11 protein-coding genes are annotated in these 13,267 nt (G+C 40.9%); 2 read left to right on the top strand and 9 right to left on the bottom strand.

Annotated features, from left to right (window positions below):
• Window positions 1–30 precede the first annotated feature (30 nt).
• Window positions 31–2,652: a DUF4962 domain-containing protein gene (locus H8796_RS13650; protein WP_187343808.1), complete on the top strand. Its 2,622-nt coding sequence runs from the start codon at window positions 31–33 to the stop codon at window positions 2,650–2,652.
• A 202-nt stretch (window positions 2,653–2,854) separates the two neighbouring features.
• The gene (nfo, locus tag H8796_RS13645; RefSeq protein WP_117931949.1) at window positions 2,855–3,688 is read left to right on the top strand and encodes a deoxyribonuclease IV; all 834 of its coding nucleotides are present in this window, start codon (window positions 2,855–2,857) and stop codon (window positions 3,686–3,688) included.
• A 191-nt stretch (window positions 3,689–3,879) separates the two neighbouring features.
• Here nfo and H8796_RS13640 read toward each other — a convergent pair whose 3' ends face one another.
• The 9 genes from H8796_RS13640 to H8796_RS13600 all read right to left on the bottom strand — a co-directional run bounded on the left by H8796_RS13640 (window position 3,880) and on the right by H8796_RS13600 (window position 13,233).
• Window positions 3,880–5,451 (bottom strand): ClC family H(+)/Cl(-) exchange transporter, encoded by a 1,572-nt coding sequence (locus H8796_RS13640; RefSeq protein WP_117931947.1) that lies wholly within the window; start codon window positions 5,449–5,451, stop codon window positions 3,880–3,882.
• A 90-nt stretch (window positions 5,452–5,541) separates the two neighbouring features.
• The gene (locus H8796_RS13635; protein ID WP_117931945.1) at window positions 5,542–8,298 is read right to left on the bottom strand and encodes an outer membrane beta-barrel protein; all 2,757 of its coding nucleotides are present in this window, start codon (window positions 8,296–8,298) and stop codon (window positions 5,542–5,544) included.
• Between the two features lie 48 nt (window positions 8,299–8,346).
• Complete coding sequence (locus H8796_RS13630; RefSeq protein WP_117931943.1) at window positions 8,347–8,904, bottom strand: hypothetical protein; 558 nt, start codon at window positions 8,902–8,904, stop codon at window positions 8,347–8,349.
• A gap of 32 nt (window positions 8,905–8,936) precedes the next feature.
• Window positions 8,937–9,281 (bottom strand): hypothetical protein, encoded by a 345-nt coding sequence (locus H8796_RS13625; protein ID WP_117932470.1) that lies wholly within the window; start codon window positions 9,279–9,281, stop codon window positions 8,937–8,939.
• Window positions 9,282–9,285: 4 nt separating this feature from the next.
• Window positions 9,286–9,825: an RNA polymerase sigma factor gene (locus H8796_RS13620; protein ID WP_004302175.1), complete on the bottom strand. Its 540-nt coding sequence runs from the start codon at window positions 9,823–9,825 to the stop codon at window positions 9,286–9,288.
• A gap of 198 nt (window positions 9,826–10,023) precedes the next feature.
• Window positions 10,024–10,200 (bottom strand): DUF4250 domain-containing protein, encoded by a 177-nt coding sequence (locus H8796_RS13615; RefSeq protein WP_004302174.1) that lies wholly within the window; start codon window positions 10,198–10,200, stop codon window positions 10,024–10,026.
• A gap of 61 nt (window positions 10,201–10,261) precedes the next feature.
• Complete coding sequence (locus H8796_RS13610; RefSeq protein WP_117931941.1) at window positions 10,262–11,806, bottom strand: carboxypeptidase-like regulatory domain-containing protein; 1,545 nt, start codon at window positions 11,804–11,806, stop codon at window positions 10,262–10,264.
• 21 nt (window positions 11,807–11,827) lie between these two features.
• Complete coding sequence (locus tag H8796_RS13605; protein ID WP_117931939.1) at window positions 11,828–12,682, bottom strand: FecR family protein; 855 nt, start codon at window positions 12,680–12,682, stop codon at window positions 11,828–11,830.
• Window positions 12,682–13,233 (bottom strand): RNA polymerase sigma-70 factor, encoded by a 552-nt coding sequence (locus H8796_RS13600; RefSeq protein WP_004305689.1) that lies wholly within the window; start codon window positions 13,231–13,233, stop codon window positions 12,682–12,684. The genes H8796_RS13605 and H8796_RS13600 overlap by 1 nt, the downstream gene beginning before the upstream one ends.
• Window positions 13,234–13,267: the final 34 nt, after the last annotated feature.

The following is a 13,267-nucleotide window of genomic DNA, read 5'->3' as shown; positions in this document are numbered from 1 at the left end:
CAAAGCGATGAATAATAAAAGCAAAGTTATATGATGAAACAACGAATATCTATTTTTCTCTTGTTCACCCTTCTGCTATTCGCCAATGGATATGCACAAAAAGGAATCATGCGTCTGACTCAACAGACCTTGATGCATGAAGTTCGCGAAACGCCTTCGCCTCTGGACGGACAGCATATTACTGTCAATCCCCCACGTTTTATGTGGCCGGATAAGTTCCCGCACCTCGGTGCTGTATTGGACGGAGTTGAAGAAGAGGACTACAAACCCGAAGTAACCTACCGCATCCGTATTGCACGCGACCCCGAATTCAAATCGGAAGTGATTACCGCCGAAAGAAAATGGGCATTTTTCAACCCATTCAAACTCTTTGAAAAAGGGAAATGGTATTGGCAACATGCCTACGTTGACAAAGAAGGAAAAGAAGAATGGTCACCTGTTTATCATTTTTATATAGACGAACACATACGTACATTCAACCCTCCTTCTCTACAGGAAGTATTAGCCAAATTGCCCAAGACTCATCCCCGCATCTTGCTTGATGCCGAAGATTGGGATAATATCATCGAACGGAATAAAAACAATCCGGAGGCACAGGCTTATATCCGAAAAGCCGATAAATGCCTGAACCACCCGCTGAAACATCTGGAAGAAGAAATTGATACAACCCAGGTTGTCAAGCTGACAAACATTGTTCAATATCGTTCTGCCCTGATTCGGGAAAGTCGTAAGATTGTAGACCGTGAAGAAGCAAATATCGAAGCCATGGTACGCGCTTACCTGCTAACGAAAGACGAGGTATACTACAAAGAAGGCATTAAGCGTCTTTCCGAAATTCTTTCCTGGAAAAACAGTAAGTACTTTGCTGGAGATTTCAATCGTTCTACTATTCTGTCCATGAGCACTTCAGCGTATGATGCATGGTACAATCTGTTGACTCCGAATGAGAGAAAACTACTCCTAAGAACGATTCGTGACAATGGAAAGAAGTTCTATCATGAATATGTCAACCACTTGGAAAACCGCATTGCTGATAATCATGTCTGGCAAATGACTTTCCGTATCTTGAATATGGCGGCATTTGCTACGTATGGCGAACTCCCGATGGCTTCCACCTGGGTGGATTATTGCTACAATGAATGGGTATCCCGTCTGCCGGGCCTCAACGCGGATGGAGGATGGCACAATGGTGATTCCTATTTTCAGGTCAATCTTCGCACATTGATTGAAGTTTCCGCCTTCTACTCCCGTATCAGCGGATTCGATTTCTTCGCTGATCCGTGGTATAACAACAATGCATTTTACGTCATCTACCAGCAGCCTCCATTCTCAAAATCTGCCGGACAAGGCAATTCACATGAAAGCAAAATGAAGCCGAACGGTACACGAGTAGGTTATGCGGATGCCTTGGCACGTGAATGTAATAATCCGTGGGCGGCTGCTTATGTACGTACCATTCTGCAAAAAGAACCGGATATCATGGAAAAAACTTTCCTCGGAAAATCCGGAGACTTGACCTGGTATCGTTGTACAACCAAGAAAGCTCTCCCCAAAGAAGGACATACTCTTGCCGAACTACCCATGGCGAAAGTATTCAATGAAACGGGGATCGGTACAATGAATACTTCTTTGGGAGATATAGACAAGAATGCCATGTTATCGTTCCGCTCCAGTTCTTATGGTTCCACTTCCCATGCACTGGCCAATCAGAATGCTTTTAATACATTCTATGGAGGTAAAGCCATTTTTTACAGCAGCGGACATCGTACAGGTTTTACGGACGATCATTGTATGTATTCTTACCGTAACACCCGTGCACACAACAGCATTTTGGTAAATGGAATGACTCAAAAGATTGGAACGGAAGGATATGGCTGGATTCCGCGTTGGTATGAAGGAGAAAAAATCGCTTATATGGTAGGAGATGCTTCCAATGCTTATGGTAAAGTGACTTCTCCCCTATGGCTAAAACGTGGCAAACTATCCGGTACGCAATATACGCCTGAAAAAGGATGGGATGAGAACAAGCTGGACATGTTCCGCCGTCATATTATCCAACTGGGAAGTACCGGAGTTTTCGTGATTTATGATGAACTGGAAGGAAAGGAGGCTGTTACATGGGGTTACCTTTTACATACTGTAGAATTACCGATGGAAATACAGGAACTGCCCAATGAGGTGAAAGTAACCGGAAGGAATAAAGCCGGTGGTATCTCTGTTGCCCATCTTTTCAGTTCGGCAAAAACGGAACAGGCAATGGTAGATACTTTTTTCTGTGCTCCGACCAACTGGAAAAATGTGACGAATGCACAAGGAAAAGCAGTGAAATATCCTAATCACTGGCATTTCTCTTCTACAACTGTTCCTTGCAAAACCGCCCGTTTCCTGACTGTGATGGATACACATGGAGACAACCGTCCGGATATGCAGGTAGTTCGCAAAGGCAATATCATTCAAGTAGGTGACTGGACTATCACTTGCAACCTTACGGAAAAAGGAAAAGCTGCTATCCACGTTAGTAATAAAGTGGAGAAAGTTTCCTTAAACTACGATGCCGGTAAAAAGGAAGGTGCAACGACGGTAACAGATCAGGTAAAAGGGAAACAGGTTAATAAAGTCCTGACAGACTATTTACCGGATTTTGAGATTTAATCTCTCCCCCCAAAAAACTGTGTCCCGTTATTCAATCTTCTATAAATTGAATAGCGGGATATTTTTTATAGAGAATAAAAGATAAAGAACAGAGTATAAAGTACATGATCCTATGAATTGCAACCAAGAAGAGTTCTCTCTACAAACATATACTCCTTTAAAAACGTTATATTTGCAGAGTAAAATAAATTAAGAAAGAACAATGAAATATATCGGAGCACACGTTAGCGCCTCTGGTGGCGTAGAGTTCGCACCCATTAATGCGCATGAAATAGGAGCAAATGCTTTTGCGTTATTCACCAAGAATCAACGTCAATGGGTAAGTAAACCTCTAACAGAAGAAAGTATCAGTCTCTTCAAAGAGAATTGTGAGAAATATGGTTTCCAACCGGAATATATCCTTCCACATGACAGTTACCTTATCAATCTGGGGCATCCGGAGGAAGAGGGACTTCAAAAAAGTCGTGCCGCTTTTCTGGATGAAATGCAACGTTGTGAGCAACTTGGACTGAAGCTTTTAAATTTCCACCCCGGTAGCTCTCTCAATAAAATATCAACAGAAGATTGCCTGTCACTTATTGCAGAAAGCATTAATCTCGCTTTAGAAAAAACAAAAGGAGTAACAGCTGTTATTGAAAACACAGCCGGGCAAGGCAGTAATTTAGGAAGCGAATTCTGGCAACTAAAATATATCATTGATCGGGTAAACGATAAGAACCGGGTAGGTGTTTGTCTCGATACCTGCCATACCTATACCGCTGGTTACGATATTGTCAATGAATATGATAAGGCATTTGATGAATTTGATAAAGAAGTCGGATTCAACTACCTCCGTGGTATGCACTTGAATGATTCTAAAAAAGCATTAGGCACTCATGTTGACCGCCACGACAGCATTGGTGAAGGATTGATTGGAAAAGTTTTTTTTGAAAGATTGATGCAAGATTCCAGATTTGATAATATACCGTTAATACTCGAAACTCCGGATGAAAGTAAATGGAAAGAAGAAATTGCATGGTTAAGAAGTATGGAATAAAAGATTTGAAAAGTTAGGAATATGAAACAACCATAGTACTAACCATATTAGTACTTAAATATGCTATTGTAAAGAATAGCTCACTACAGTACGGTTTTTACTTAAAAGCAAAGAATAAGATCATTAGCTATAATTGATTCATAATGATACAAAATGAATAACAGTTTGTTTTCAACTATAAATTGGCCTACTTAATAAATATTCGCCATACTGACTAAAGGTTCATACAGTTTCTCTATATCCTGCGAATCCATCTCTATTTGCACCTGATCGCCGGGCATTAATGTCTGCCCTTTAGGAGGCAAATTCTTCCGGTCACGATGAACATTAATTATCACACAACGCTCCGGTAAACGAAGTTCATCTACTATTTTCCCGTCTAAATAAGAGCCGCTCATAATTTCTACAGACAATGTGTAACGCGGTTCTTCCTTAAATGCAGGCGAATGAATCATATCGTCATACAAAATAACATTGAACGGTTTGATTTGAAGCATTTCCGTAAAATAATAAGTTAATCCTCCTACAACAATAGAAGGATAAAAGACTTCCAAATGCCCCGTAATCTCGGTTATTAGTACAATAGCTGTCAAAGGGGTACGGATTACTGCAACAAGGAATGCAGACATACAAATCAACATGATATAACTAATATTCTCATAAGCAATAACACCCTGTTGAACCATAATTAATCCCACTATTTGTCCAAGAAGTCCTCCCGTCACCAGCGTCGGGATAAAACTTCCTCCCGGTAAACCCGAAGAAAAAGAAAAAGTGCTAAAAACAAAATGCAACAACATCATGCCGACAATCCAGAGAATATGCGTGTCCGGATGCATAGCTTGTGATAACAAGAACTGTTCCCCTCCTCCGGTCAGATTAAACTCAGCCATAGAAATCAGAAAAGCTATAAAAAGCAAATACAACATCTTCACGTATTCCGGATGCTTAATAGCAGGGTAAATACGTTTCACCTGAAGAGTGGTGACAGAAAAGAACTTTCCAATGACAGAAACCACTGCTGCCAGCAAAAGAAACAATTTCACTTGCCCCCAGAAAGTCATCCCCGGTACAATAGCATCAATATGAAAATAAGGATTGATCGGGAAAATCCAACTGGCAACTCCACCTGCCACTACTCCTGCCAAAAGAGTGGTAATAGCTGTTTTAGGTGCATCGAACCGCTCGATAGATTCGATCACCAACAATGATGAAGCCAATGGGGCAGCAAAAGCAGCAGCTAACCCGGCACCGGCGCCGGCAGACAATAGTTGTTTCCGTTCACCGCTAAGCACCCTCCCCCATTTGGATACCAAATATCCAACATACGAACCTATTTGTACGGAGGGACCTTCACGCCCCAAAGACAACCCGGTACTTAATGCAAGTATTCCACCTACAAACTTTGCCACCAATTCCAGAAAAGGATGTTTATAATCAACCCTGCCATTGATAACTCCACGTGTTTGCGGAATACCCCCACCGGTAATAAGCGGCATTTTCTTTACCAACCAGGATACGAATACAAGTATTCCCCACATCAAAAGAAAAAGAGGTATGTACCAATACCATTTGGGACGAGAATCAAAGAAATCGAGACGGAGATTAAAGAAAAACTGTAATAGGTAATGATAAGGCACAGCCACAAGTCCTGTCAGTAATCCTACGAAGATACTGACAAAGTACAGTCGGGCATCAATCAACTTCAGTTTAAAAATGCGCCAACGACCTTTATCTTTTATCTTTTTTATCAGTCGAAACATTCAGCCAGCCTTACATTGTTTTTATACGTAGGACATACAACAATCAAAACCCTGCTGTGGTTTTCAAACTAATGAAGATTTAATTTCTAATTATTTTCCCATCATATTCAAACGAAGGATAGCATGCACCATAAAGTAAGAACCCAGTGCATTATAATCAGTGTCACGAATGGCAGTAGCGGTTATCGTGCGTATCATAGAAATGTCCTGATGAAGAATATCATATATTTTAAAGCGGATTAGTAACTGTTTCCTCTTCAAAAAGGCTTTTGACAGCTGACAGTTCCACATGAAATTTGCTTTGGCATAACCCTCATAACCATATCCGGTACGAAGGAAATAAGTCAGGTCATTATATAACTCCATCCCCCAGGGAAGATAAAGCTGCAATTCAGTTCCTACCTGATAATCAAAAGTTTCAGTACGTTTCTCCCGTACGTCATTATAAGAATTGTTATAAGTCAGACCAACAAGCCCTGTAAGTTCCATTTGGCGGGTACGATAAGTAATCCGTAGACGTTCACGTCCCGTTAAATGCTGTACGGAAGTTTTCACCGGTTCTTCTTTGTTCAAGGTTGTATAGCCATTCTGATTCCGGTATTGCAGATAGGAGTAAGTACGAAATATCCAGTTACGATTCTTAAAAGGGGTATTGAGAGAAAAAGAACCCATGGCCCGCCAATTACCATTCATATTGACCGGGGATGTAGTTCTTACACCGGTTTCACTATCATAAGTCACCTGATTGGTTACATTGTTAATGGTATTCTCAAACAAAGCGGTAGCTACCATATTTCGCTGATGTTTGGTATTATAAGAATTGAAATTCAGCGTAAAAGTATTCATATATGAAGGCTTCAACAAAGGGTTTCCGACACGGATATTCAAAGGGTTGGTACGGTCGGTCACAGGTTGGAGATCACGTATATTAGGCTGTTTCCCTTTTCCCCTATACACAATTTGCAAACGGGTGCGTTTTGAAAACTTATAGCGGAAATTGACAGTAGGCGAAAAATTCATGACCGATCTTTCCAACTGATCTTCGGGAGCATCACTCAACAATGAATGGCTAACAGACTTTTGAGGTTCAAAATCAACACCAATATTATAATTGTACTTTTTTTGCGAGGTACGTATCGCAAGATTTACTAAATGATTAGTATATTGATTCTCAAAACGGTTACTGGATTCTTCATCAAAATCAGGAGCAAACTCTTCCAATTCCTTATCCCAGTCATAGACAAAGCGATCGGAATTATTCACTCTATACTGATAACTGTAACGCAGTTGCAGGAAATGCCGCCACGGTAATGGCTCTACATACACCAACTGCACCCGGTAATTGAATCCGTCAACATCATCCTCTATTTTCTGATTCTGAATCTTCTTCGTATTATTTTTGAAGTACCGGGTAGTAGAAAGGTTCGTCCGATCCGTAGCTGAAGCATTAGTACCATAGTCTACCTTCAAAGCAACATTTCTCCCCAGACGACTCAATTTCCGACTAAGCTGCAACATCAGTGCCAGATTATACCGGGAATTATGATTAGTGCCGGAGGACTCTCTCTCATTCAGCAACACATCATTCCCCCACCCTTCCTGAAAACCATTATTCTCTCTGTCATTGGCTGCGAAACGATATTGAGGACGGAAAATCAATGTAGTAACAGAATCCATTTTCCATTCAAGAGAAGCATTGGCTACCAGTTCGTGATTCTGTTGCCGGCTATGACTCGTGCCAAGATTGATTGATTTATCTTCCCGGAGAAAGTTGTCGACTGTGGTACGGCTATCTTCCAAACGATCGGTGCCAACATATTGAACATTTGAACGTAATTTAACGCGCTTCCAGTCATAAGTTGCATTAAGCCCCAATGAGCGGGAAGTAGTCAGTCCCATCCGGCTACGGATATTGCCTGTTGAACTGGAAGATTCATTCTGTAATTCCGAGAATCCCTGGTTATTGGTATTATTCAGATTCCCGATAATGGTTAATTGAGAGTTTTCACGAAAACGGTTCAAGGTATTGGCTAATTCATAACGGTCTTTACTTCCATATCCTCCCATAAAATTCTCCATCCAGCCCCGTTTCATATTTTTTCTCACAGACAAGTCCAGAATCATCTCTTCCTCTCCGTCATCTATTCCCGTAAGACGTGCCAAATCCGATTGACGTTCATACGCTTTTAACTTCTCCACCATCTCCACAGGAAGATTTTTAAGAGCGGCTTTCGGATCATCAGAGAAAAACTCTTTACCATCCACCAAAATCTTTTTTACTTCCTTGCCATGTATCAGCAACTTACCGTCTGCATCTATTTCACCTCCCGGAAGCTGTTTTACCAATTCTTCAAGCATTGAACCTTCGGGAGTACGATAGGCAGAAGCGTTGAATACCGTTGTATCGCCCTCTGTCACCGCCATTGGAGCCTGTCCTACTACCACTGCTTCATCCAAAGCATAACTTTCCGGAGTCAGATTTATATCCCCCAATTCATAAGAAGAACTTTTGCTGGAAATGGAAACTGGATGAAAAACCTGCTTATATCCGATATATGAAACCTGTAATAATAAAGACTTCGCTTTAGTTGCATGATTAGGAATGGAAACGGAAAGTTGAAATTTACCGATAGCATCCGTAGCACCGCCGCCCAACAATGTACTATCCGGTAAAGCTAAAAGCCGGACCGTAGCAAACGGTACCGGCTGATAGGTTTCAGTATCAATCACACGACCGGAAAAACGCTCTTTGCCGGACTGAGCAAAAACAGTCAAACTAATCAGTAACAAGACATAACAAGTAATCAAACGGTACTGAAAAGAATAAATATGGCTGTCTATGTTCAAATTGTGTTGATTTAGTAAAATAAAACTATAATAAAATAAACCTAATCTTTATTTCTGGTCCGGACGTGGAGCGCGAGGTCTTTGTCCCTGGTGATGTCCCTGTCCCGGTTTCTGTCCTTTTCTGCGGTCAAACTCTTTCTTAAACTTATTAGCATTCATCTTCTCCTGCTGATAAATCTTCAGAATCTGCTTCTGCGAAAGTATCTTGCTGAATTCATTGTAATACTTTTCACGAACATCCAGCATTTTACGGCTTTGAGTAAACTGATTCCGCAACATGGTCGCAATCTCGTCATCAGTCATGGACGGCCGTTCTTTTTTAGCATTAGCATCTGTAGCCTTAGCTTTTTCTGTTCTCGGCTTGTGATTCATCATACGGCATTCACGCAATTCTTTGAGATATTTCTCATAAACCGGAGTAAACTTAGCAGCTGTTGCATCATCCAGCATCAATGTTTTCACCATCTGGTCCACCTGCATTTGCATCATTTGCTGCTGTGTAGGACGCTGTTTTCTCTCTTTGTTATCTGAATTCTGTGCAGACAAAGTCATCTGGCTTCCCATCAAAAGAACAGCCAAAATTACATAAATAAATTTAGTCTTCATAATCTTCACGTTTAAAATAATGATTGAGTTACTTAATTCAAAAATATATCATTTTCAGAGAAGCTGACGAGCTCTTCCAACTCCTCATCCGATAGTTCTTTAATCCATTTATCTACAGGTTCCGTACCATTGGCTAATACTTTCGAAGAAGGTGTTTTAACCTCATCTGCCTGTCTCAAAGATGGAACAAACAGAAATCCGACCCATACTGCTGCTATGGTAATCACCGTAGAAATAATCAGCTTCATGTGAGATTTCCGCTGTTGCTTCACTCCGGCGCGCTCCATCACCTTTCGCTGCACATCCTCGAAGAATCCTTCAGGAGTACGGTAGGGTGTCCGTTTACCAATATCGTCAAAATCAAAATCCTTTTTCATCATTCTATCTGTTTAATATATATTCCTTAATCTTCTCTTTCGCATAGTGGTAATTCACTTTTAGTGTATCCACTTTGCTATCCAGTACACGGGCAATCTCTTCATATTCAAGTTCATCGTAATAACGTAAGTTGAATACAAGCCGTTGCTTTTCAGGCAAACTTAGAATGGCCTCCTGAAACTTCACTGCCAGCTCATTTTCATAATCAATATAATCGGAAGCCTTCAACTTGCCCATCAACTCTTCCTGAACATCTTCTGCAGAAACAACTCCCTCATCTTTACGACCGTTCAGCAAGCGTAAACTCTCATTCGTGGCAATCCGGTAAATCCAGGTTGACAGTGAACTTTCTTCGCGAAACTGATCGATATGCCGGAACACCCGGATAAAGACTTCCTGAAGCACATCCTCCGCATCTTCATGAGATACGACCAGTCTACGGATATAATTATATATCGGTACCTGAAAAGAGTCCATCAACATCTTGAATCCCCGTTCGCGATTCGAGGCACAAGCTTCACGAATTTTATTCTCGTTTATCATCAATTCTTTTTCTGAGCTTTATTAGTTAGAACGAAGAAGAGCGGGGAAGTTAAATACGGGAATCCGCATTTTGCTTTTATTAACAAGAAAGAGTAAGAGAGAAGTGCGCATAAGATATAAAAAGTGCCTCCATATCCTTTGTAAAGGCGATGAAGGCACTTTTAGTAGTTTATCTATAAGTTGTAAACAAGAAAATGATTACCAGAACTTATTGTGTTCTACACTATATTCAAAGCCCACGGCTTTCAACTGATTCACTAATTCATCCTTGTCCACATTCATATCTTCACAAAGTTCGTCAAGTGAAGAATAACAATCACGTAACTTCATATTGATGACGCTGAACAACATCATCGGATCTTTTGGTAATTCCATAACATACAATCTTTTAAACCGGATGCAAAGGTACAGCAATCTCATTGAATGACAAAACAAATCAATCACCTATTTCTTCTATCTTCAAAGAGATCTTTTCTATCAGTTTACTGATTTCCTCTTCCAATGGGATCACGTTGAAGTCCTTCCAAAAGTTCTCATCATATTTGAAATAGGTGTCAGAGAAGATGGTACGGGTGGGCAATCTGTCTGTACGGGGAAATACGACCACTTGTTCGGTATCCACCTTACAAGTAATCATCTCAAACCAGATATGAAGATCCCGGCTGCCGAACAGCATTTTTGCCCGTTTCACTTTGAAATGAAGATCTCCACGGATATGGTGTATATAATAAGTCCCTTGCCACGGTTTATAAGAAATTGTATATACCACCTTTTGAGGAATCATTCGCACGTTACGCGTACGCCTTTCGACAAACATACCTGCCGCATTCTTCACATATACAGGATGAACTTCCAGACGGGCTTGCAATAGAGCACTTGTCTCGGAATCAAGAAATAGCTCTCCACAAAAAAGAGGTTCGCTGATTCCCTTTTTCTGCTCAAAATGCACCACATTTACAAATCGGTCCTCTAAAAATGTTACTCCTTCTGAAGTATAGTCATAAATACCCTTCTCTACACTAGGAGTCAGGAACTCGGGCATATCTTTGATGATATCCATTTGGATACAAGCCTGAATTCCGGATTTTACTTTTACAAGCAAGCTGTCTTTTGCTTCTACATTACTTAGCCGACTCATCTTCAACAACTTCACCTGATCCGGTACAGAAGAATATGAGGATGTCTTATAAACCTTAAACACAGCTTCCGACAAGTTTTGAAATTTGTTTTTCAACTGAACTCCTTCACGATAAAAAGCAGTCAGATATACCGGAGTATGCGAATAATTCTTATTCCGCCGCTCAATCATTTCACGCAAAAGTTTCTTTGGATCACTTCGACGAATCACCACTTCCTGCAAAGGGACAACTTTAGGTTCGAGACTAAGTATATTGTGCCGTCCAATCAGCAAAGCAAACTCTATGTCTTGTGAAAGATAACCTATATGAGAAAAAGTAATCGAATCATTTTTCAAAGAATCGGGTAAAGACAGTTTAAAATCTCCATTCTGATTCGTTATACTGCCAATAGATGTTCCTCGCACTCCAACAGTAGCAGAAGAGATAGGTATTCCTGTCTCCTTATCCAGCAAAGTACCGGTAATGACAAAGTTTGTTATCTGTTCCGGAACAAAACCTTGTTGCACACGTACCTTTTTCTCCGAAGGGAGAGTAATCAGGATGTGAGTGCCCATCACTTGAAACTCCAGACTGGTATTTCCTACGATGTCATACACTGCCTGACGAATGGAACGTTCGCCTCCCTTTATCTTCACTACTGCATCATTATCAATGACTTTACTATCATAAATAAACATATATCCCGACTGTTGAGAGACATCACTCAACAATGAATAAACAGTACCTTTTATCTTGGGAAGTCTGACTATACGTTCCAGCACATCACTTCCATCCGCTCTCATCATATCGACGAAGAAGAAGAGTATCAGCAGAACGGACAGATAATGATAAGCCTGTTTCATTTTTCCCAACTTTAATGAGTTCTATTCCGATAATAAAAGAATATCTCCTTGCCGGATACATTGCAGACCGAGCGCATTAGCTATCAGATTAGCTATAACTTCAGAAGATTCGTCAGAGAATTCGACAGTCAGCCGACGTTCCTCCAATGCCGGTGAGACAACTTGTATTTGCAAACTATCCGAATTCAGATTCATGACTTTCAGAATGTTTGCTAACGATTCATCTTTAAATCGTATATGCTTAAAGAAGCTGCCCCACTCTTCATTCTCCTTATCTGTATCCAAAACGACTAATCGTTGTGATCGCACTACTACCGTTTCCCCCACTTTTACATAACACTCCTGATTTCCTTTTTTTAGAGTAACCTTCACTATCCCTCTTTGTACGGATAAACGGAACGGAGCATTTTCATCACTTTGTACACTGAAAGCAGTACCTAGCACTTCAATCTTAGCTTGCTCCGTATCAATCCAAAAGGGTTGTCCCTGCTTCTTTGCTACGTCAAAGAACGCATTTCCCTGTAGACTCACTTCCCGTTTATCAGCAATAAAATGTTTCGGATATAACAGGGAAGTTTCTTTTGCCAAGAGTACGACAGAACCGTCTTCGAGAGTCGTTGCCAAAGTGGAAACACCTTGATTTTCCTGTGTAAGAAGATGCTGTGCCAGTTCTTTATCAGAACCGGTCACCCAATACAAAGTTCCCCAAATGACGCCTATCAAAACGGCGGCAACTGCTCCGTACCTGATCCATTGTGAATATTTACGTGTATGGTGGCCTTCATCCACTTTCGCAAGTAAACGGTCATTGTCCAAGCGATTATACAATCGATTCCACGCCTGATCTGTCTTTATTTTATAAATATCTGTTTTCATCACTTCATGTGAATATAAATTTCTACTTCTTCTCGCAATGTCCGGAGGGCTTTTGTCATTTCAGCCTCTACCGTCTTAACAGAAAGCGAAAGCTGCGTCGCTATCTCGACATATTTCCGCCCTTCCAGACGATGCATCTCAAAAATCCTCCGTCTGCGAACCGGCAGCTTTTCAAGGGTTCCATTTATGAATCTCTCCAATTCCTCATACTCCATCTGTTGATGAGGATCTGTTGACTGCTCTGGGTTGGAAGTGGTCAATACAGTTTCACGGTATCTGTTCCGAACTTCCTCGTGTTCGCAATACTGCAAAGATTGATTACGAGTCGCTCTATATAAGTAACTTTTAACGGACTGAAAGATCTGTAAGCGCTCTCTTTCTTTCCAAAGTACATAAAAAAGTTCCTCCACAATCTCTTCAGCCACTTCCATTTGCCCGGTAATGCCTGCCGCATAACAGCAAAGAGGAAAATAGTAACGGCGAAAGAGTTCCTCAAACGCTTTTATGTCACCTCCCTTTATCTTTTTTAGTATGAGCAGTTCATCCAGCATACTTGCTTTTCTTTATGATTGACCTCAAATATAA

The sequence above is a fragment of the Bacteroides sp. M10 genome (assembly GCF_014334015.1).
Lineage (GTDB): Bacteria > Bacteroidota > Bacteroidia > Bacteroidales > Bacteroidaceae > Bacteroides > Bacteroides intestinigallinarum.
The sequence above is the reverse complement of the archived record's forward strand: the minus strand, read 5'-3'. Positions and strand labels throughout refer to the sequence as shown.

Coding starts and splice junctions, on each gene's coding strand:
- H8796_RS13610 (WP_117931941.1), bottom strand. CDS start 11,806: ATGAAACAGGCTTATCATTATCTGTCCGTTCTGCTGATACTCTTCTTC.
- H8796_RS13600 (WP_004305689.1), bottom strand. CDS start 13,233: ATGCTGGATGAACTGCTCATACTAAAAAAGATAAAGGGAGGTGACATA.
- H8796_RS13630 (WP_117931943.1), bottom strand. CDS start 8,904: ATGAAGACTAAATTTATTTATGTAATTTTGGCTGTTCTTTTGATGGGA.
- H8796_RS13625 (WP_117932470.1), bottom strand. CDS start 9,281: ATGAAAAAGGATTTTGATTTTGACGATATTGGTAAACGGACACCCTAC.
- H8796_RS13615 (WP_004302174.1), bottom strand. CDS start 10,200: ATGGAATTACCAAAAGATCCGATGATGTTGTTCAGCGTCATCAATATG.
- H8796_RS13605 (WP_117931939.1), bottom strand. CDS start 12,682: ATGAAAACAGATATTTATAAAATAAAGACAGATCAGGCGTGGAATCGA.
- H8796_RS13620 (WP_004302175.1), bottom strand. CDS start 9,825: ATGATAAACGAGAATAAAATTCGTGAAGCTTGTGCCTCGAATCGCGAA.
- H8796_RS13640 (WP_117931947.1), bottom strand. CDS start 5,451: ATGTTTCGACTGATAAAAAAGATAAAAGATAAAGGTCGTTGGCGCATT.
- nfo (WP_117931949.1), top strand. CDS start 2,855: ATGAAATATATCGGAGCACACGTTAGCGCCTCTGGTGGCGTAGAGTTC.
- H8796_RS13650 (WP_187343808.1), top strand. CDS start 31: ATGATGAAACAACGAATATCTATTTTTCTCTTGTTCACCCTTCTGCTA.